This window comes from Dyella sp. (assembly GCF_035277725.1).
Taxonomy (GTDB): Bacteria; Pseudomonadota; Gammaproteobacteria; order Xanthomonadales; family Rhodanobacteraceae; genus Dyella_B.
In genome coordinates, this window is sequence record NZ_DATEJY010000018.1 from 1 (window position 1) to 19,676 (window position 19,676).

The 19,676-nt window shown below is 60.2% G+C and carries 14 protein-coding genes and 1 pseudogene; 10 read left to right on the forward strand and 5 right to left on the reverse strand.

The features are described from left to right. Positions 1 to 394: 394 nt before the first annotated feature. A complete protein-coding gene (locus VJR68_RS01085) occupies positions 395 to 2,347 on the reverse strand; it encodes an acetyl-CoA hydrolase/transferase C-terminal domain-containing protein (protein WP_324145698.1) in 1,953 nt (650 codons plus the stop codon). Positions 2,348 to 2,749: 402 nt separating this feature from the next. On the opposite strand from VJR68_RS01085, the gene VJR68_RS01090 reads away from it, so the two are divergent. From VJR68_RS01090 to VJR68_RS01100, 3 genes are all read left to right on the forward strand, one after another. After that, complete coding sequence (locus VJR68_RS01090; RefSeq protein WP_324145699.1) at positions 2,750 to 4,201, forward strand: phospholipase D-like domain-containing protein; 1,452 nt, start codon at positions 2,750 to 2,752, stop codon at positions 4,199 to 4,201. A 322-nt stretch (positions 4,202 to 4,523) separates the two neighbouring features. Continuing rightward, positions 4,524 to 5,261 carry a hypothetical protein gene (locus VJR68_RS01095; RefSeq protein WP_324145700.1) on the forward strand — a complete coding sequence of 246 codons (738 nt, stop codon included), beginning with the start codon at positions 4,524 to 4,526 and terminating at the stop codon, positions 5,259 to 5,261. A gap of 275 nt (positions 5,262 to 5,536) precedes the next feature. Next, a complete protein-coding gene (locus VJR68_RS01100; RefSeq protein WP_324145701.1) occupies positions 5,537 to 6,016 on the forward strand; it encodes a hypothetical protein in 480 nt (159 codons plus the stop codon). A gap of 216 nt (positions 6,017 to 6,232) precedes the next feature. Here VJR68_RS01100 and VJR68_RS01105 read toward each other — a convergent pair whose 3' ends face one another. Further along, positions 6,233 to 7,345 (reverse strand): fatty acid desaturase family protein, encoded by a 1,113-nt coding sequence (locus VJR68_RS01105; RefSeq protein ID WP_324145702.1) that lies wholly within the window; start codon positions 7,343 to 7,345, stop codon positions 6,233 to 6,235. Between the two features lie 418 nt (positions 7,346 to 7,763). Between VJR68_RS01105 and VJR68_RS01110 the strand changes: the two genes are divergently transcribed. Then, a complete protein-coding gene (locus tag VJR68_RS01110) occupies positions 7,764 to 8,516 on the forward strand; it encodes a hypothetical protein (protein ID WP_324145703.1) in 753 nt (250 codons plus the stop codon). A gap of 81 nt (positions 8,517 to 8,597) precedes the next feature. Here the strand turns inward: VJR68_RS01110 and VJR68_RS01115 are convergent, their stop codons facing one another. After that, positions 8,598 to 9,131, reverse strand: a complete 534-nt coding sequence (locus tag VJR68_RS01115) for a fatty acid desaturase (protein WP_324145704.1) — start codon at positions 9,129 to 9,131, stop codon at positions 8,598 to 8,600. A 605-nt stretch (positions 9,132 to 9,736) separates the two neighbouring features. Here VJR68_RS01115 and VJR68_RS01120 point away from each other — a divergent pair. The 5 genes from VJR68_RS01120 (at position 9,737) to VJR68_RS01140 (ending at position 16,571) form a co-directional block, all read left to right on the forward strand. Then, positions 9,737 to 10,474 carry a hypothetical protein gene (locus VJR68_RS01120; RefSeq protein ID WP_324145705.1) on the forward strand — a complete coding sequence of 246 codons (738 nt, stop codon included), beginning with the start codon at positions 9,737 to 9,739 and terminating at the stop codon, positions 10,472 to 10,474. A 232-nt stretch (positions 10,475 to 10,706) separates the two neighbouring features. Further along, positions 10,707 to 12,074, forward strand: a complete 1,368-nt coding sequence (xseA, locus tag VJR68_RS01125) for an exodeoxyribonuclease VII large subunit (protein ID WP_324145706.1) — start codon at positions 10,707 to 10,709, stop codon at positions 12,072 to 12,074. Between the two features lie 239 nt (positions 12,075 to 12,313). Then, positions 12,314 to 13,963 carry an acetolactate synthase large subunit gene (locus VJR68_RS01130; protein WP_324145707.1) on the forward strand — a complete coding sequence of 550 codons (1,650 nt, stop codon included), beginning with the start codon at positions 12,314 to 12,316 and terminating at the stop codon, positions 13,961 to 13,963. A gap of 2 nt (positions 13,964 to 13,965) precedes the next feature. After that, the gene (locus VJR68_RS01135) at positions 13,966 to 15,396 is read left to right on the forward strand and encodes an aldehyde dehydrogenase family protein (RefSeq protein ID WP_324145708.1); all 1,431 of its coding nucleotides are present in this window, start codon (positions 13,966 to 13,968) and stop codon (positions 15,394 to 15,396) included. Between the two features lie 110 nt (positions 15,397 to 15,506). Next, a complete protein-coding gene (locus VJR68_RS01140) occupies positions 15,507 to 16,571 on the forward strand; it encodes an IS110 family transposase (protein WP_324145709.1) in 1,065 nt (354 codons plus the stop codon). Between the two features lie 327 nt (positions 16,572 to 16,898). On the opposite strand, the gene VJR68_RS01145 is transcribed toward VJR68_RS01140, so the two are convergent. Then, entirely contained in the window at positions 16,899 to 17,852 is a 954-nt protein-coding gene (locus VJR68_RS01145) for an AraC family transcriptional regulator (RefSeq protein WP_324145710.1), read from the reverse strand. 175 nt (positions 17,853 to 18,027) lie between these two features. On the opposite strand from VJR68_RS01145, the gene VJR68_RS01150 reads away from it, so the two are divergent. After that, on the forward strand, positions 18,028 to 19,089 hold the full coding sequence (locus VJR68_RS01150; RefSeq protein ID WP_324145711.1) for an NAD(P)-dependent alcohol dehydrogenase: 1,062 nt from the start codon (positions 18,028 to 18,030) through the stop codon (positions 19,087 to 19,089). A 398-nt stretch (positions 19,090 to 19,487) separates the two neighbouring features. Here VJR68_RS01150 and VJR68_RS01155 read toward each other — a convergent pair. Next, positions 19,488 to 19,676, reverse strand: a pseudogene (locus VJR68_RS01155) (hypothetical protein); the annotation flags it as partial.

Here is a 19,676-nt window from a genome sequence, read left to right on the forward strand (position 1 = left end):
ATGATCCTTCGGCACACGTTCCTCCACCGACACATACGAGAACATACCCAGCTGTTGCACATCCAATCCGCGCACCATCAAACCCTTGCGATTGATACTGGCTATGATTGTGCCAAAGCGGATGCGTTTCTCAACAGCCTGTTAGGTCTCGGCACGTAGCCCGACGGCGAAAATTCTTCTCGTAAATTCAACGTCACCAAAAATCGTCGCCCCGGCGAAAGCCGGGGCCCAGTGTCTTGAGCGATGCAAGTCGCTGGGTCCCGGCTTTCGCCGGGACGACGATCCATCAAGCGTTACGGCGAATGGAACGATTTTTCCCCGGACAGCAGTGAGCGAAAGCGGGAATGACGAGCAAAAGTTTCCGGCGGGTAAAACGATAAGTTCGGCACATGGCCTACGGGCGGCGGAGTGCGGCTTGCAGCAGGCGACGTTGCAGGCGATCGCTCAACGAGGTCGCTGCGGACAACTGCATGCGCTCCAGTGCGGCGGCTTCTTCCGCCTTGGCTTGGCCTGGTTTGCACAACGCCTTCAATAACTGCCAACGGCCCTTCCATGTCGCACTGGACGATTGCAGCCACCCCAAGGCCGGCAACAGGCGTCGTTCGACCTCGGTGAAATCGCTGCCGAAGGGGAACGTCGGCAGCAGCCCCTTGTGTATCGGCTTGGCCAATGCCTCGTGCAGTGTCTCAGGACGATGCTTGCGCCAAGCTTCTGGAATCTTGAAGTCGGCAGCCAGTTTTCCGTGCGCCTTGGCTTCGGCCGCCAGCGCGTCGACGAAGCGCGCATCGCTGATCGCCAGCATGGCTTCGATGCATTCGCTGTCGCTTTTGCCGCGCAGATCCGCCACGCCGTATTCGGTGACGACGATGTCGCGCAGATGCCGCGGGATGGTGTTCTGGGCGTAATGCCAACGGATATTGGTTTCCACGCCGTTGCGCCCGTACCGCGTGGCGCGCTGAAGCAATACGGAGCGGCCATCAGGCAACTCGTGCGCCATGGCGACGAAGTTGTATTGGCCACCCACACCGCTGACCACATGGCCGTCTTCCAGCGTTTCGGAAGCCGCCGCGCCGAGCAAGGTCGACATCATGCAGGTGTTGAAGAAGCGCGCGCCGCGACGCTGCAGCATGGCGAGGGATTGGTGATCGCCATAGAGTTGATTGACGTTGGACACCGGGCACATGTCGATCGCATCGACGTCGCTGCCGACGGTGGTATCCAGCCAATCGTAGAGTTCGCGGGTGCCGAGAAAGAATGCGCCGCGCAGGTAATGGCCGCCAGGTACATCATCCGGCAAGCGCCCACCAGCCGCGGCGCGCTCCAACGCGAGATTGTCCCAGCTGCGCCGCTTGAGAATGCCGCCTTTGGCCAAGTGCATGAAACCATCCAGCACCATTTCGCTGCAGCCGTACAAGCCGGTTTTGAAAACGCCCAGGCCACCGATGCGTTCGGCTAGTCGATGCGTAGCGCCGTGTGGATCCAGCGCGACCAGCATTTTTCGCCAGGCAGTGTTGTCCTGGTGCCGCAGCAACAACCCTTTTACCAAGGCATCCGACAAGGCGCCGATGCCGATCTGCAGACAACCGCCATCTTTCACCAAGGTACTGGCATGCAGGCCCAGCGCATATTCCGCCGTATCCACCGGCATTTTTGGCAGCGCGAACAACGGTGGCGACGCCACCGGCGCAAGTTCTACATCGAAGAAATTCTGCGGGACTTCCGCGGCACCGGTGATGTACGGCAAGGATGGATGCACCACCGCCACGCACAACGGCCGCACCTTGCCGGCTGCCTTGACGCGATCGAGAAAATCCAGCGTCAAATCGGGATTGCAGGACAGGCTGTAATGCACGCCCGCAGGCGTTTCGCGCCGTGCAACCAACTGCACCAGCAGGTTGATGTCCTGCACAACCAGATCACGCGCCACGTGCGTGTAATTCTGGCTGATGTAATTGCGCTGCGCGCTGGCCGAATGCAGCAACGCGCCCGATTGCATGTAGAACTCATGCACCGCCACGTTCGGCGGCAGCGTGCCGTGCATTTGATCGACGGCGTATTGCGGGTCGACATAATCGGCGCCGAAATGGCGTTCCACGAAGGGATCCAGAAAACGCGCTTCCAGCGTGCTCTTCGCGCGTGGTCGCGTCAGCGACAAGGCGGTGTACAAGGTCATGGAGCGCCAGGTATCGGCCTGCATCAGGCCGTACAAGGTATTGAGCAGGCCATGCGGTTTGCCGAGGCCCAATGGCGCCGCGACGCGCAAGTCAGCTCCCAGCCGCTCGGCGATAAAGCGCGCGCAGGCATCGGTGTCCGTAAAACGCTGCTCTGGCAACATGGGGCTGATCATGCCAGACGCGTGCTGCTTGTGCGCATCTTGATCATCGCGGGAGACCATCCCCTCCCCTGCTTTCATCTGATTAGCGTCGAGTCTCAGTTGGAGGGTAATGCTGAGCCTTACTGGATACTTCGTCGTCCCGGCGAAAGCCGGACGTAGCGCGCAGCGCGGAGAACGTCCGAACGGACGGCCCGAAGGGTGAGCGAAGCGAATCACCCAGTGTCTTTCGGCTCCAAAGTCGCTGGACCCCGGCTTTCGCCGGGGTGACGAACGTAAAGTGAACCGCCCAGCTGAGATTCGACGCTAATCAGGTGCTCGCAAGGGAGGGAGCAGCCATGGCAGGCAATAAGCTTCACGCGCTTGTGTAAGTGCTAATTGGGTTAGTGGCCCAAGCTATATCCCTATACTCCCTGCATGACCATTACACCCACTCCCCAGCGCCTGCTCGCCGAACAAGCATTGAGCCGCGCTGCCGGCGCACCGCTGCTGGGCGGCAACAAGGTGGAGTTGCTGATCGATGCCGAACAGCATTTCGAAGCCTGGCTTGCCGCGATCCACGGCGCACAGCATCGGGTATTGCTGGAGAACTACATCATTCGCGACGACGAGGTCGGGCGCACCTTTCGGGATGCCCTGGTGGAACGTGCGCGTAGCGGCGTGCACGTTGCCGTCATCGTGGACTGGCTGGGTTGCCTGGGCCAATCCGGTTCGGCGTTCTGGAAACCGGTGCGCGAGGCCGGTGGTGAAGTGCGCATATTCAATCCGCCACAGTTCGGGCAAGCCTTGGGCTGGATGAGCCGCGATCATCGTAAGCAATTGGTGGTGGACGGGCGCGTGGGGTTCCTGTCTGGCGTCTGCATCAGTGCGAAATGGCTGGGTGATCCGTCGCGCCACGTACCGCCGTGGCGCGATACCGGCCTGGCCTTGCGCGGGCCTGCGGTGCTTGAACTGGAAGCGGCGTTTGCCGATAGCTGGATCGCTGCCGGTGGCGCGCATCCCATCTACGCACCCGTTCCTGCCGATACGGAAACCGGCAATGTGGCGCTGCGCGTGATCGCCACACAGCCCGCCACTGCCGGCATGTATCGGCTGGATCAGCTGATCGCTGCGATGGCGCGCCACAGCCTGTGGTTGACCGATGCGTATTTCGTGGGCGTGGCCCCCTATGTGCAAGCCTTGTCCGCCGCCGCGCGAGATGGCGTGGATGTACGCCTGCTGGTACCAGGCAGCAGCGATATCCCGCTGGTGGCCAGCCTGTCGCGTTCGGGCTATCGGCCGTTGTTGAAAGCCGGCATTCGCGTGTTCGAGTGGAACGGTTCGATGCTGCATGCCAAGACGGCGGTAGCGGATCGTCAATGGGCGCGCGTGGGTTCGTCCAATCTCAATCTCGCCAGCTGGTTGAACAATCGCGAGATCGATGTGGCGATCGAAGATGCCGGCTTTGCCACAAAACTGGCGGAGCAATACGAAAAAGATCTGGAGAACGCCACTGAGATCGTGCTGACACCGCGGCGTTATCGAAGCGGGGAACGCGTACGCAGCAGCGAAGCACGCCCGCCGCAACCCCGGCATGTGGGCGGCAGTTCCAGCCGCGCCGCAGCGGGTGCGCTGCGTATTGCCAACACCATGGGTGCGGCGTTGACCGATCGTCGCGTGCTGGGCGATACCGAAACCGGCACGCTACTGAGCGTTACGTTGCTGCTGGTTGTGCTGGCTACGATCGCCGTACTGTGGCCTGCCGTTGTCGCGTGGCCACTGGCGGCGATTGCGATCTGGTTTGCGATCAGCACCGGTATCCGTGCATGGCGGATGCGGCGCCGGTATCTGCGGCGGTTGCACGACATGCGTGAGTCCGATGATAGGTAGGGTGGGTACAAGACCCAACATCTCGTGTATGCAGGCGATGCTTGGATGCCATCCCTAGGTTGCCGGCATGAATGCACGGGGTGACCGTTTTAAAAGAGGGACAGATCACGTCCTGATCTTCATCGCAGCACCTACACGGAATCTTTCGCCAGGTCTGATTATTTTCGCCGCAGCAGACAGGGCCATCCTATCGATGTGCGCGATCCGCCCCTCTGCGCCACTCGTCCGGGGATATTGAAGCGGATTACTTTACGCAACGCGTTTCACCCGCCGATGATGCCCGGCCGTCTCATGCTGTCCTCGTCATACGGAGGAGACACCCATGAAGTTGCACCTCAAGGACATGCCCATCCTCAAGACGGGTGCGACCAAGACGATCAGTGTTTTAGCTGTCGTAGCCCTGACAGGATTAGCTACCCTACTGGTTTTATTCCCGCGTACCGCCGCATCGGCGCCCGTCCTTACATTGCAATGCGAGGTAGGTAGTACGGGCGTGAGCATCGCCTGCTCCGGCACGATTCCGCCGGATGGCAGTGGAACCCTGAGTTGCCAGTCGCCGGATCCCATCGACAACAACAACGGCGTGTACACCCTCGCCTCCGCAACGTGCTCCGGCACCGGCTCGCTGGCAGGAGTCAACGTAACCGGAACGTTGCACGCCAACGTTCTCACCATTGACTCCAACCATGGATCGATAACGACGAGTGACGGGGGTGGCACACTCTCCTACAACCTGGGCCTATCGAGCGCGACCATAGCCTGCAATGGCTCTTCCCCATCGCTAACGTCTTCGCCGCTTTCGCTCAACCTTCTAGGCACTACGTGCAACATCGACGTCAGCGTGCTTGGCATCCTCGGTATAGCGGAGATCAACATTCAAGGCGGATCGATCAGCGCGACCAGCTCATCACCGGTCCTCTCGATTCCCAGTTCGAACGCCACCGTCAGCGGCTCAGTGCTTGGCCTCATCACTCATATACCCTGCGGCAACGCCATTACCGTCGACCTGGCTCAGACCGTGCCGATCACTGTTCCTCTAGCCCTTTGCAGCGGATCGTAAGTGTCCGCAGCGACGTAGGCTGGGCTGCCAAGCCTCCAAATGCCGATCTGATTTCACGTATATACATCACGGCGCTGGATAGGCGGCCCAGCCAATGATTGCACGTGGAAAGGAAACGACAGCGGCTGGCGTTGTTTATGGCCGCGGGATGCGAACCAACGGTAGCGCAGCAAGCAATGTCGACCTGTCTTGCACGCGCTTTAAGCGGACCTCGTTGTGTGCTGGCTTTCAACCCAACGGTTGCTAGAACGTGAGGATCAAAAGGAGACAGAACAATGCAAGCACTACAATCCCCCATGAAATACGAGGATGTTCTGAAGCGACTTGGCCCTTTAATGACTTTCGACATTAAAGCCGTCGTTTTTTCCGACAATTTCTCGTCGGGCCTTGGCAAATGGAAATATGGCGTAGACCCACCCAGTCCGGATGCGCGCGTCGAGTTGAAACAAATATCAGGCAACCAATTCGTCAACCTCTATGCCCCACCGCCTTCGGGCCCTCTTGCATTTATGTATACCGATATCAATGTCAGTAAAAATACCAATTACACGCTGACATTCAAGATCAACGGCGCCGCGTGGCTTTATGTAAACAACGATATATTCAATGCTGGAAGTGGCAGATATGACGGCACCTTGGCTGGCTTCACGACGCATACGCAGACCGCCAATTCAGGTGATCGTGACCAAATGCGAATCATGTTCATGGCATATGGTCACAATTTTGCAGTTGACGATGTCGAGTTGAAAAATTGAGTCGATCCGCTTCGAAGTCCGGTTTGCGTCGCAGCCATTGCGACGCGAGCAAAGGATGCGTCCTCCACGCCCACACGTGGAGGGCGCAATCATTGGATGATTGAATGAACAGAGCCCGGTTCAGCTGAAGCCAAGCATGTCGTTGGTGGAATTGCTCGATGGATTTGGCACCGGCAGGCGCTGCGTGCTTGCACTGATTGTTGCCCTATATTCCCATCAACGAGCCTGACCCATTTCTTTCAAAAAATTCCACTGAGCCGCCATCAGCTCGTGATGTGCCAGTTCGCGAAACGGTAATCCGTGCTGGGCGGCAATCGGTGCGATCAGCGCCGCCAGCCGCTCGTAATGCCGGTGATGCCAGGTCGGGAACAGGTGATGCGTGGCGTGACGATGCAGCCCACCCAACCAGTATCCCAGCCAGCGTGGGTTTGGAACCCAGTCGACTGCCGTGAACAGCCCATGTTCGCGCCATCCATGCGGCATCGTCGTACCCTGCGGCTCGCGGTAAAACGAAACACCTGCCCAGTGGGTACCAATCAACATGCCAATAATGAAGTAGGACGCAAGCATCTGCGATGCTACGTACGCACTTATCACCACTCCCCAACTTATGCCGGCGTGATGTACCGCCCATGCGGGCAACGCGAGCATCAGCGTGACATGCGCGAGCTTGGTCCCCATGAACACCATCCATCCGCGCCCGCCTTGCAATGAACTGCGCGCCCGAACAGGCGTCTTGCCCAGCCGATCGGACCAGTCGAGAACCCAGCCGACGTAGAACATGCCAAAACCCGCCAGCAATGGCCAGTACATATGCTGATAACGATGATGTCGTTGCCGGTTCTGAAACGGCGCCTGACGGATGAGGAAACTCTCTTCCAGATCGAGGTCAAGCCGGGCGATGTTGGTGAATGCATGATGGAATTCAACATGCCGCACGCGCCAGTACTCCGCCTCCACGCCCAACGGCAGCGTGATGGCGCGTGACAACCACGCATGCAGCCGACGGGCGGTCACCACCGAGAAGCGTGCCGGATCGAACAACGCACCATGTGCCGCATCGTGCATGACGTTGATGCCAAGTAGCGCGACCAGCATCACAAAGCCAGCATAGCCAGCAGCGAAAACCCACCTGTTCTTGGCAGATATCGCGACCATCACAGCACCACACGCGGCTACGCATAGTATGCCGACCTTCAACCACTGCCTTGCATTCGCAAAACGGTGATCGCCCGTATCCCGTAGATAAGCAAGGGCCGCGTTACGCAACTCAGCGCTGAAGCTGGATTCGTGTTTGGGCCATATGTGCGACATGAATGGCCGGCTCATCCACGCATTCGCCATCTCGCACGCCTTCAACTGAGGAATCAAGCTGCCGTCACTTCGCATACTGGCATCTCCATGCCGTTGTCCATGAGATTGAGATCAAGCAGCACTTGCGAGTAGCCGACCCAACATACAAAAGCCTGATCAAAAGCCCGTGAACCTCTCAGCATGTCGGTTAACAGCTGATAGCTGCAAAAAAAGGGGGACAGGTTGTGCACTGCTCTTTGTAACAACAGCTATACAGCGTGTTGAGTTGGCGCGGGTTATGTTCCTGCCAAGCAGACCGGTCAACGCTCTCGATGTGTGCGATGCATAGGTCTGCTCCATTCGCCCGGGGACGTTCAGGCAACTTTGCGAAACGTGTGACATCCGCCGATTGTGCTCGGCCGTCCTACGCTGTCGTGGCTACAAGGAGATACCCATGAAGCTGCACCTCAAGCGTATGCCTGTCTTTACATTCCGCGCTCCCAGTGTGATCAGCATGTTGACTGTGGCAGCCTTGACGATCTCAGCCACATTCCTATGTGCTGCGCCGGTGCGTGCTCAAACGAACAGTCCCGCAACCCTTGAGTGCCAGGCGAACAACAACAGCAATGGCTACGCCCTCGGCTGCGAGGGCACAACGCCTTCTGGCAATGTCGCCTTGAATTGCCAATCGCCAAACCCGATCAGCAGCAACGGTGGCATATACGTTGCCATTGCAGCGAACTGCAGCGGCACCTTTACGACTGGCGGCACAACCGTATCCAACACCCTGGTCTTTTCCATCATCAACGTCGATGCGAACAATGGATCGATCACCGGTAGTGGCGGCGGCTCGGATACCCTTGCCGTGAACAACGGGCTATCAAGCGTCAGCGCTACCCTGCAAGGCAGTTCTTTCTCGTTGACGTCATCGCCGCTTACGTTCGTCGCGCCTGGCGGCAGCATCAACGTTACCGCTAGCGTGCTCGGCATCGGGCTGGTGCAGCTAGCGACGCATGGCGAAACCGGATCAGTCAGCGTGACGGATGCACCGTTGCCCATCTTTGTCATCAATGCCGCCAACATCGGTGCCAGCGCGTCGGCGCTCGGCCTCTTCAATGCAAACCTTGCTTGTGGCAGCTCGGTGACGATCAATTTGAATCAGCCATTCCCCATCGCGGTTCCGCTGGCCATCTGCAGCGGATCATGAGCCTCGCGGCATCACTGCACTGACCGGCCTGTTCCGGTCAGTGCTCGCCCATGTCCTTCAGGAATTGCCGCTCCATGGCCATCAGCTTTCGATGCGAAAGCTCGCGAAACGGCAGGCCGTGACGGGAAAGATGAGCATCAGCAGGACATGCGCCAGCTTCGTGCCGAGGAACACCATCCATCCGCGCGCACCTTGCAACGAACTGCGTGCCCCGACAGGCGTTCTGCCCAACCGGTCTGCCCAGTCGAGCACCCAGCCGACGTAGGACAAGCCCAAGCCGACGAGCAATGGCCAATACAGATATTGATAACGAGGATGTCGCCGGCTGATCTGAAACGGTGTCTGGCAAAGCAGAAAGCTCTCCTCCGGATCGAGGTCAAGCCCAGCTATGTTGGTAAAAGCATGATGAAACTCGACGTGCCGTACGCGCCAATATTCAGAATCTATACCCAATGGCAGCGCCACGGCGCGCCCAAGCCACGCATACAGCCACCGCGCTGTGGCGGGTGAGAAACATACGGCACGGAACACGGCTTCGTGCGCCGCGTCGTGACCGAGATTGACCGCAACGAGCATGGCCAACACCACGCATGCACCGTAGCCGGCCAGGAACATGTAAACGTCATGAGCCAACGCTGCGAGCATAGCTGCGCCACACGCAGCCACTCCCAACCCACCGCACTTCAACCACTGTGACGCATCCGCAAAACGGTGATCGTGTGCTTGCCGGAGATAGGCAAGGGCAGCGTCGCGCAATTCACGGTTGAACTCCGAATCGCCTGTGCGCCATATGCGAGGCTTGAGTAGCGTGTTCACCACCGCGCACTCGCTGACTTGGCGACATCGCATGCATGCACGCATGCACCGGATCGTTCCTCGATTGGCACCCCCTTTCCATGAGGTAGAGAGCAAGCAGCATTTGCCAGTGGCCAATGCAAACTTACAGAGCCACCGTGGAAGACGCGCGAAACGTGCAACGATTCGGGCGAATGACAACCGCATGAAAGGGGGACAGGTCAACCACCTCAGCTTGTAACAGCTGCTATACGGTCCATTGAGCGAAACGCAGTTATGTTCCCGCTTAGCAGGCAAGGCATTTTTGATGTTCGTGTACCGCAGCGCCTGCCATCTGCCGGGGACATTCAAGCAGCTTGCGAAGTGTGCGACACCGCCGATTGTGCTCGGCCATCCAACGCTGTCGTCATGCCCAGGAGGCATCCATGAAGCTGTCAATCAAGCATCTTTCCATCTTCAAATTGAGCGCAGCCAGCACGTTTCGCACCATGGCTTTTGCAACGTTGACCCTATTCGCCAACCTGCTTGCAGCCGCACCAACACATGCACAAACGGCAAGCCCGGTTGCGCTGCAATGCCAGGTGAATCCCGCCGGCATCGTGCTTGCCTGCAACGGTACAACGCCGGCCGGCAGCGTCAGCTTGAATTGCCAGGTCTCGGCGGTCAGCAACAACAATGGGGTGTATGCCATTGCGGGAGGTACATGTTCCATCTCGTCCAGCGTCGCGGCACTGAGCCTATCCGAAACCATCACTGGCGCCCTTATCACCATCGACACCAACAGCGGGTTGATCTACGTGCACGATACGGATACGGCCACGCTGACGATCGGTGAAGGCTTGACGAGCATGACAGTGACCACCGGTGGCGGCCCCTTCTTCCTCAACTTGGCGCAGCCTTCGCTAACTTTGGTAGACGGCACGCTCAATATTGGCGTCAACGTTCTTGGCCTTCCCGTTGCCCAGGTTACTGGCCAAGGCAACGGTGCATCGATCAGCCTTGCAAGCTCACCGTCGCCTACGCTTACGATCAACGCTGCCAACATCTGCGGTACGGCATCCTTGCTCGGCATCCTCAAGGTTGACCTCCCCTCTGGCAGCCCTGCCACCATCAATCTGGGGCAGCTGCTTATCAACCTGCCGGTCTCCACCTGCAACGCATAAGCGATGCAGATGCCCACGGCGATCAATTCCCTCCCTTGCGGCAGCGGGGGGGGTTGATGCTCCCACTTGAAAATCCGTATCCCTTAGGCGTGGATGAGATCCCAGCTCTACATTGGCATGGCGATGCTGGGGTTCGCACCCCAGCCTACGATTTCATCCCGGCTACATCCTGGAAGAACATCGGGCGCCAAGACGATGTTTCCAAAACCATTCGTGCTAGTCTCCCGCGTCCATGCACGCGCCCGACGACTTCGCCGACGGTGCCGGCGGCAAGCCGACCCGACACGTCCTTACACCCAGCACGCTTAACCGGCTGGTGCGCGGGCTGCTGGAAGATGCGCTGCCGTTGGTGTGGATCGAGGGCGAGCTGTCCAACGTGGCGCGGCCGGCATCCGGCCATCTCTATTTCACGTTGAAAGACAGCATGGCGCAGGTGCGTTGCGCCATGTTCAAGACCAAGAGCATGGGGCTGCGTTTCCGCCCGGCGGATGGCGTGCACGTGCTGTGCCGTGCACGGGTAGGATTGTATGAACCACGCGGCGAATTCCAGCTGGTGGTCGAGCACATGGAGCCGGCCGGTGAAGGGGCGTTGCAGCGCGAGTTCGAACGGCTGAAGGCGCAACTGGATGCGGAAGGCTTGTTTGCCCAGGAACGCAAGCGTCCCCTGCCCCGTTTTGCGCGCCGTATCGGCGTGATCACCTCTGCTACGGGCGCCGCCATTCGCGATGTGCTGAGCGTGATGTCGCGTCGCTGGCCCTTGGTGGAAGTGGAAGTGTTGCCCGTGCCGGTGCAAGGCCGCGAAGCGCCACCGGCCATCGTATCGATGTTGCGCAAGGCGTCGGCAAGCGGGCGCTACGACGTATTGCTGCTAACGCGTGGCGGCGGCTCGCTGGAAGACTTGTGGGCTTTCAACGATGAGCAGGTGGCACGCGCGGTGCATGCCAGCGCGGTGCCGGTGGTCAGCGCGGTGGGGCATGAGATCGACTTCAGCATTTCCGATTTCGTGGCCGATCTGCGTGCACCCACGCCCTCGGCGGCGGCGGAACTGCTGGTGCCGGATAGTCTCGCGCTACGCCGGCATGTGGAGCAGTTGCATCAGCGCATCGTCGCCATTCATGAGCGGCGTTTACATACGCGCATTCAACGGCTCGACCACCTGCTGGCGCGCTTGCAGGCGCAACGGCCGCAGGCGCGGTTGGCGCGCGACCGGCAGCGCCTTGAGCAATTGCAGCGTCGCCTGCTTGCTTGCCGGCAGGCGCAAGTCACGCGGAAAACCATGCGGCTGGATCGCATGCATGCGCGGCTGCTTGCGCAACACCCGCGTCAGCGCGTGGCCATGTTACGGCAACGGCTGGAACAGCACGCGCTGCAACTGCGCCACATGACGCAACACAAGCTGCAACGCGACCGCCTGGAACTGCAGCACGTCGCGCGTGCCATGCATGCCGTGAGCCCGCTGGCGACACTGGAGCGCGGCTATGCGATCTTGTTTGACGAACAAGGCAAGGTGCTGCGATCGGCGCAGAACATGGCGGTGGATACACCGCTGCGTGCGAAGTTGGCGGATGGCGATTTGGCCTTGCGGGTAAGCAAAAAATAACCCCAACAGCCGTGCAGTGCGGCGACACGCGATGACCGATCCTTCTCCGTCGCTCCGGCGAACGCCGGGGCCTGGTGGCTTTTTGGGGCTACCTCAAAAGCAAAGACACTAGGCCCCGGCGAACGCCGGGGCGACGATGCAGACATCACGCATCCATTCTTCACACGACTCAAACGCATTCCCGCACGAATCGAATAGTGGAGTACATATAGCATCGTTATCTTTCCTGGAGACGATGCATGAAGGCCGCGGCCTTGTTTGTGAAAGCGTTGGAAGCCGAAGGGGTGACCCGCATATTCGGCGTACCGGGCGAGGAAAACCTCGATCTGGTGGAAGCGTTGCGGGAATCGTCGATCAAGCTGATCGTGACCCGCCACGAGCAGGCAGCCGGCTTCATGGCGGCCACCTGGGGCCGATTGACCGGCGAGGCGGGCGTAGCGCTGTCAACCCTGGGGCCTGGCGCCACTAACCTGGTGACCGCCGCGGCCTATGCCCAGCTCGGCGCCATGCCGATGATGATGATCACCGGGCAAAAACCGATCCGCACCCACAAACAGGGCTTGTTCCAGCTGGTGGACGTGGTGGACATGATGCAGCCGCTGACCAAGTACACGCGCCAGCTGGTATCGGCGGCGACGATTCCGGCACGCATCCGCGAAGCGTTCCGCCGCGCGGAGGAAGAGCGCCCCGGTGCGGTGCATCTGGAGTTACCGGAAGATATCGCCCGCGATGAGGTGGACGAATACATTCTGCTGCCCACTGAATACGCACGCCGGCCGTCGCCGGACGATGCGGCGCTGGTACAAGCCGCAGAGGCGATCAGCCTTGCCAGGCATCCGATCCTGATGATCGGCGCCGGCGCCAATCGCCAGCGCACGGCGGTCGCTTTGCGCGCTTTTATCGACAAACTCGGTATTCCGTTCTTCACCACGCAGATGGGCAAGGGCGTGGTGGATGAGGATCATCCGTTGTGGCTGGGCAATGCGGCGCTATCGGATGGCGATTTCGTGCATCGCGCGATTGATGCGGCGAACGTGATCATCAACGTCGGCCACGACGTGGTGGAAAAACCGCCGTTCTTCATGCAACGCGGGCGGCGTACGGTCATCCACATCAATTTCTCCTCGGCCGAAGTGGATACGGTGTATTTCCCGCAGATCGAAGTGGTGGGCGATATTGCACACACCGTGGAACGCCTGACCGACGCGTTGACCGTGCAGGAGCACTGGGATTTCCAGTATTTCAACAAAGTGCGCGAAGCGTTCCAGGCGCAGCTTGGCCAGTACTCCAACGAGGCGCGCTTTCCGATGCACCCCGTGCGCATCGTCGCCGATACGCGCCGCTTCATGCCGGACGACGGCATCCTGTGCCTGGACAATGGCATGTATAAGCTCTGGTACGCGCGCTACTACAAAGCGCGCCAACCCAACACGGTGCTGCTGGACAACGCGCTCGCCACCATGGGTGCCGGCCTGCCGTCAGCAATGGCCGCAAAGATGGTGTACCCGGAGCGCAAGGTGCTGGCGATCTGTGGCGATGGCGGTTTCATGATGAATGCGCAGGAGCTGGAAACCGCCGTGCGCTTGAAGATGGACCTGGTGATTCTGCTCTTGCGCGACGACGCCTACGGCATGATCCGCTGGAAGCAGGCGGAAATGGGCTATGCGGATTACGGCATGCAATTCAGCAATCCAGACTTCGTGCGTTTTGCCGAAGCACATGGTGCGCATGGGCATCGCCCGCAAAGCGCGGATGAATTCCTCCCTACCCTGCAACGCGCCTTCGATGAAGGCGGCGTGCATCTGATCGACCTTGCGATCGACTATTCCGACAACCATCGTGTGCTTGACGAAGAAATCCGCAGCCTCAGCGCTGCCGTGAAGGAATGATCATGCTCGACAAAACCTATCCCTACTATTTGGCCAACGAACCACGCACTTCCTCCGAGATGATGAAGGTATACGACAAGTTCAGCGGCGAGGTCGCCACGCGCGTGGCGGTGCCGGACGCACAGGCCACGGAAGAAGCGATTCGCGCTGCCGTGCAAGCGTCTGGACCGATGAAGCGCTTCAAGCCCTGGGCGCGCCAGGCCGTTTTGCAGCATTGCGTTAAGCGTTTTCAGGAGCGTTACGACGAACTGGCGATGGCGCTGTGCATCGAGGCCGGCAAGCCGATCAAGGATGCCGCCGGCGAAGTGACGCGTTTGATCGAGACCTTCCGCATCGCCGCCGACGAAGCGGTGCGCGTGAATGGCGAAACGTTGAACCTGGAACTGGCCGGGCGCCTGGATGGCTATCACGGCTTTACGCGCCGCGTGCCGTTGGGGCCAGTGTCGTTCATTACGCCGTTCAATTTTCCGTTGAATCTGGTGGCGCACAAGGTGGCGCCGGCGATCGCCGCGGGTTGTCCGTTCGTGCTGAAGCCTTCGGAAAAAACGCCGATCGGCGCACTGATCATCGGCCAGGTGCTGGCGGAAACCGACCTGCCCAAGGGCGCATTTTCCGTGTTGCCGCTCGATGGCAAGCATTCGGCGCCATTGGTGGAAGACGATCGATTGAAGCTGCTTTCCTTTACCGGCGGACAGATCGGGTGGGATCTGAAGGCGCGCGCCGGTCACAAGAAAGTGACGCTGGAATTGGGCGGCAATGCGGCGTGCATCGTGGACGCCGATCAGCGCGCCAACCTGGACCGGGTGATCGAGCGGCTGATCTTTGGTGCGTTCTATCAATCCGGCCAGAGCTGCATCAGCGTGCAGCGCATCTATGCGCATGCATCGCTTTATGAAGAACTGAAGCAACGCCTGGTTGCCGCCGTGAAGCAACTCAAGGCCGGCGATCCGAAGGACAAGAACGTGTTCCTTGGCCCGATGATCGATGAAGCAGCGGCGACGCGCCTGGAGGGCTGGATCAACGAAGCGCAGCAGGCCGGCGGCAAGCTCCTGTGCGGCGGCAAGCGCAAGGGCAACATGCTGGAAGCCACGGTGATGGAAAACGTGCCGAAGGATGCGAAGGTCAATCGCATGGAAGTGTTCGGGCCGTTCGTGTTGCTGGTGCCGTTCGGGCACATCGACGAAGCATTCGCGATGGTCAACGACTCCGATTACGGCCTGCAGGCCGGCATTTTTACCAACAGCCTTTCAAACGGTATGCGCGCGTGGGATGAGCTGGAACAAGGCGGCGTGATCGTCAACGACGTACCGAGTTTCCGCGTGGACAACATGCCGTATGGCGGGGTGAAGCTATCTGGCGTGGGACGCGAGGGCGTGCGTTATGCGATGGAGGATATGTCGGAGATTCGGTTGATGGTGATGCGGGAGACATGACCCGCACACCATCGTAATCACATGGACTCGCCCCCGCTCCGATAAGGCCTCATGGGCCAGCGGAGGAGAGTAAAACTATCCACCGTCATGTCATGAGCGAGGGCGAGTCCATGAACAAGCGTACTCCTGTTGTCGAAGCGAACGAATTGGCGATTGATCTGGCTAAGAACGTGTTCGAGGTGGTGGGTGGCGATGGGCGCGGCCAGGAGCTGTGGCATCGTCGTCTGTCGACACGCCAAGCGTTTGAGCGTTTCCTGGATCGCCTCACGCCACCGATGAGCGTGGGCATGGAAACGGGCCCGGGTGCGCAGGCATGGGGTCGGCGCCTGCAAGCGCGCGGGATCGCCGTGAAGATTCTTCCGGCGCACAGCGTGAAAGCGCATGGTCATCGGATGAAAAACGACCTCAACGATGCGCGGACGATCCTGCGTGCGATGCATGATCGAGACATTTGTCCGGTGCCGGTGAAGAGTGAGGCGCAGTTGACCTTGCAGTTCCAGCATCGCGTGCGGGCTGGCTGTATAAGCCGGCGTACGGCCGTGAGCAATCAGTTGCGCGCGGCATTGCTGGAGTATGGTCTGGCGACCGGACGTGGCGAGGCGGCACTGAAAAAGCGGGTGGACAACGTGTTGCGGGGTGAGTGCGCGGTGCCTGATGCGCTGATCGTCTCGATCGAAGAGAGCATGGTGGAATGGCGCGCTTTGGACGAGCGCATCGCCAAGATCACCGCGCGGCTGACGCTCTTGGCGCGTCAGGATGAAACCGCCCAACGGCTGTGTACGATTCCGGGCGTGGGTCCCGTCATTGCCACGGCAATCGTGGCCAAAGGGCTTGATCCGGCGCGGTTCAAAAACAGTCGCCTGTGTTCGGCCTATCTGGGTGTCATACCCGAGCAGCACGGCACCGGGGGACGAGTCCATCTGGGCAAGATGAGCCGACGTGGGGATGCCTACCTGCGAAGCTTATTCCTGCAAGGCGCCCACTCGGTGGTACAGCGCGTGCGGTCCGACACTACCGATGCCCTCTCCTGTCGCATCCGACGCTGGCAGGATCGCCATGGCGAGAAAGGCGCGGCCGTGCGCCTGGTCAATCACACCATTCGCGTGGTGTGGGCGATGCTCAGCCAAGGCACGGGCTACCGCGCTGATCTGGCGCAGGCGGCTATGACCGATTGATGTTTTCCCCCGAGCGAATCGCTCAACCGCTGCTGGATACCCTCGAACCCTGGTCAGACCGTCGCACCTTCACGCCTACCAGCCTACTGACCCATGAGGTCTATACGTAATCGGCGTGGTGCGAGCTCAAACGATGGTGTGCCCGTGGCACGTATTGCCACCTTGATGAGGCCTTATACATAGATGCAGCCGGCATTCGGGGAATGAAAAAAGCGGTTGACGTAGGGGGCGAGTCCATACATAGGCTGGGATGAAATCCCAGCATCGGGAATCACAAAGGCAGCTGGGATTGTCATCCCAGCCTACGTGAGCATCTGCAGCGGGTGGTTACGCAGAAACCTCAAGTTCCACGCATGGCGCACCCATCGCGCGCAAGCGCATCACATCGCGCAACGGCGGCGCGCCATGCTGGCGGCTGTATTCACGGCTGAATTGCGAAGGACTTTCGTAACCCACTCGATGCGCGGCGGTGGCCACGTCGCAGCCTTCGGTGAGCAGCAGGCGGCGGGCCTCGTGCAGGCGCAATACCTTCTGGTATTGCAGCGGGCTCATCGCGGTGATCTGGCGGAAATGGTGGTGCAGCGACGACGGGCTCATGTTCACCATGCTGGCCAGTTCGGCGATGCGCAGCGGCTTGTTGTAGTGCACACGCAGCCACTGGATGGCACGCGCGATCTGCTGGCCCTGTCCGCCGGCCATGGCGATCTGCGCCAGGCGCACGCCCTGCTCGCCGGTAAGCAGCCGGTAAAGCAACTCGCGTTCGATCAGCGGCGCCAGCAACGACAGGTCGTGCGGTGAATCGAGCAGGCGCACCAGACGCAGCAGAGGGTCGAGTATCTCGCCACTGATCGGGCTCAAGGCAATGCCGCGCGCAGTAGCGGTCGAAGGCTTGGCCAGTTTTACCTCCGACAGCCATTCGCCGATGCGCACGGGATCAAGACGCAAGGTGATGCAAAGGCAGGGTTGCTGCGGCGAGGCACGCACCACCTGGGCGGTGACCGGTACGTCGATGGAATTGATCAGGTAGTAGCCGTATTCCTGCTCCAATCGCTCATCGCCCACCAGCACGTGCTTGTTGCCCTGAAGCAGCAGGCCCAGGCATGGCTCGTACATGGCGCAGCTGCGGTCGCTGGGGGCATCGGCACGGAAGAATGACAGGGCCGGCCAGGCTGTTTGGGTGACGCCTTCCGCCTGGGCGTATCGTTCAACAATGGCTGTCAATTCCTCGCGATCCTGCTCGAGGCGGGAAGGCATCTCGATCGGTTTGAGCTGAGTGTTCATGCGGAATACTGCCTGCCTGGAACGCGTGGAGCTTGCCTGTTCCTGCAGATCAAAGCGAGTGTTCAGGGGTGAATTTGCAGGATCAAGCAAGCATCTAGCAGGATTCGGCTACTTCGCTTCGGCGCTGCTGCGCATACTTTGCGGCCTTCCTTAGGTTTATTTCCTGGAGAACCGCATGGCCCTAAGTATCCGCGGCTACGCCGCACAGTCCGCCACCACCGCGCTGGCGCCTCATTCGTTCGAACGCCGCGAACCGCGCGCGGACGACGTGGTGGTCGACATCCTCTATTGCGGCGTCTGCCACTCCGACATTCACACGGCCCGCAACGAGTGGGGCGGCTCCCAGTATCCGGTGGTGCCTGGCCACGAAATCATCGGCCGGGTGGCCTCGGTGGGCGCGCAGGTCAGCGGCTTCAAGCCGGGCGACCTGGTGGGCGTGGGCTGCATGGTGGATTCCTGCCAGCACTGCGCGGCGTGCGAACAGGGCCTGGAACAGTACTGTAAGGAAATGCCCACCTTCACCTACAACAGCCGCGATCGGCGCGACGGCATGATGACCTACGGCGGCTACTCCGAGCGCATCGTGGTGAGCGACAAGTTCGTGCTGCGCATTCCGGAAGGCGTGGACCCGAAGGCTGCGGCGCCCCTGCTGTGCGCCGGCATCACCACCTGGTCGCCACTGCACCATTGGAAGATCGGCAAGGGCCACAAGGTGGCCATCGTGGGCCTGGGTGGCCTGGGCCATATGGGCCTGAAGTTTGCCAAGGCGCTCGGTGCGGACGTCACGCTGTTCACGCGCTCGCCCGGCAAGGAAGAGGAAGCGCGCCGGCTTGGCGCCGACCACGTGGTGCTGTCGACCGATTCCACGCAGATGGCCGCCGTCGCCGGACAGTTCGATTTCATTCTCGACACGGTGCCGCATCAGCACGATCTCAACCCGTATCTCGCCACGCTGAAGATCGATGGCGTGCACGTGCTGGTGGGTCTGGTGGAACCGGTGAATCCGCCGGTGCATGCCGGCAGCCTGATTTTCGGCCGCCGCTCGCTGGCCGGCTCGCTGATCGGCGGCATTGCGGAAACGCAGGAGATGCTGGACTTCTGCGCCAAGCACGGCATTGGTTCGGATGTGGAGATGATCGACATCCAGGACATCAATGCGGCTTACGGGCGCATGCTCAATAGCGATGTGCGCTATCGGTTTGTGATTGATATGGCGTCGTTGAAGAAGGCGGTGTGATGTGCTCCCTCCCCTGCGACAGTAGGGGAGGGCCGGAGTGGGGTTGCCTGGGCTTTAGCGTACGGCTGAATTTCCCCGGAAAAATGGCGCGCGGCGATGTTCGGCTACCGCCGCTCGCTTTGCGCTCGCACCCCACCCTAACCCCAATGCTCCGAACTTAAGGGCATTTCTATAAATCAACACATCCGTTTCTGAATGCCCGGGATGGCCATCTCGGCGTAGGTTGGGGTGCGAACCCCAACATAGCGTGATGATCGGCATGGCGATGTTGGGGTTCGCACCCCAACCTACGGTTCTGGATTCCAGCCGGTTGCCGCAATGATCGAGAGGCCCGCTTCGCTTGAGAGCCATTTATAGAAGTGCCCTTAAGGATGCTCTGATCTGCCAAGTAACTCTCGCTACAAGAAGCTGGAAAGATCATGGGGAAGACCGTGCACGACCAGCGCACCACCGGTGAAGCGAACGTCATCGGTGACCTCCGGCCCGGCAAAATCCGGCGCGACAAACGACGCCATCGATTCCGATGATTTGAACTCTGCCTCGACCAAGAAAAGCCCGGCGAGTTCGTCCTGAAACTCATCGATGGC

Coding starts and splice junctions, on each gene's coding strand:
- xseA (WP_324145706.1), top strand. CDS start 10,707: ATGCACGCGCCCGACGACTTCGCCGACGGTGCCGGCGGCAAGCCGACC.
- VJR68_RS01150 (WP_324145711.1), top strand. CDS start 18,028: ATGGCCCTAAGTATCCGCGGCTACGCCGCACAGTCCGCCACCACCGCG.
- VJR68_RS01090 (WP_324145699.1), top strand. CDS start 2,750: ATGACCATTACACCCACTCCCCAGCGCCTGCTCGCCGAACAAGCATTG.
- VJR68_RS01110 (WP_324145703.1), top strand. CDS start 7,764: ATGAAGCTGCACCTCAAGCGTATGCCTGTCTTTACATTCCGCGCTCCC.
- VJR68_RS01095 (WP_324145700.1), top strand. CDS start 4,524: ATGAAGTTGCACCTCAAGGACATGCCCATCCTCAAGACGGGTGCGACC.
- VJR68_RS01100 (WP_324145701.1), top strand. CDS start 5,537: ATGCAAGCACTACAATCCCCCATGAAATACGAGGATGTTCTGAAGCGA.
- VJR68_RS01130 (WP_324145707.1), top strand. CDS start 12,314: ATGAAGGCCGCGGCCTTGTTTGTGAAAGCGTTGGAAGCCGAAGGGGTG.
- VJR68_RS01135 (WP_324145708.1), top strand. CDS start 13,966: ATGCTCGACAAAACCTATCCCTACTATTTGGCCAACGAACCACGCACT.
- VJR68_RS01085 (WP_324145698.1), bottom strand. CDS start 2,347: ATGATCAGCCCCATGTTGCCAGAGCAGCGTTTTACGGACACCGATGCC.
- VJR68_RS01120 (WP_324145705.1), top strand. CDS start 9,737: ATGAAGCTGTCAATCAAGCATCTTTCCATCTTCAAATTGAGCGCAGCC.
- VJR68_RS01145 (WP_324145710.1), bottom strand. CDS start 17,852: ATGAACACTCAGCTCAAACCGATCGAGATGCCTTCCCGCCTCGAGCAG.
- VJR68_RS01115 (WP_324145704.1), bottom strand. CDS start 9,131: ATGTTCCTGGCCGGCTACGGTGCATGCGTGGTGTTGGCCATGCTCGTT.
- VJR68_RS01140 (WP_324145709.1), top strand. CDS start 15,507: ATGAACAAGCGTACTCCTGTTGTCGAAGCGAACGAATTGGCGATTGAT.
- VJR68_RS01105 (WP_324145702.1), bottom strand. CDS start 7,345: ATGAGCCGGCCATTCATGTCGCACATATGGCCCAAACACGAATCCAGC.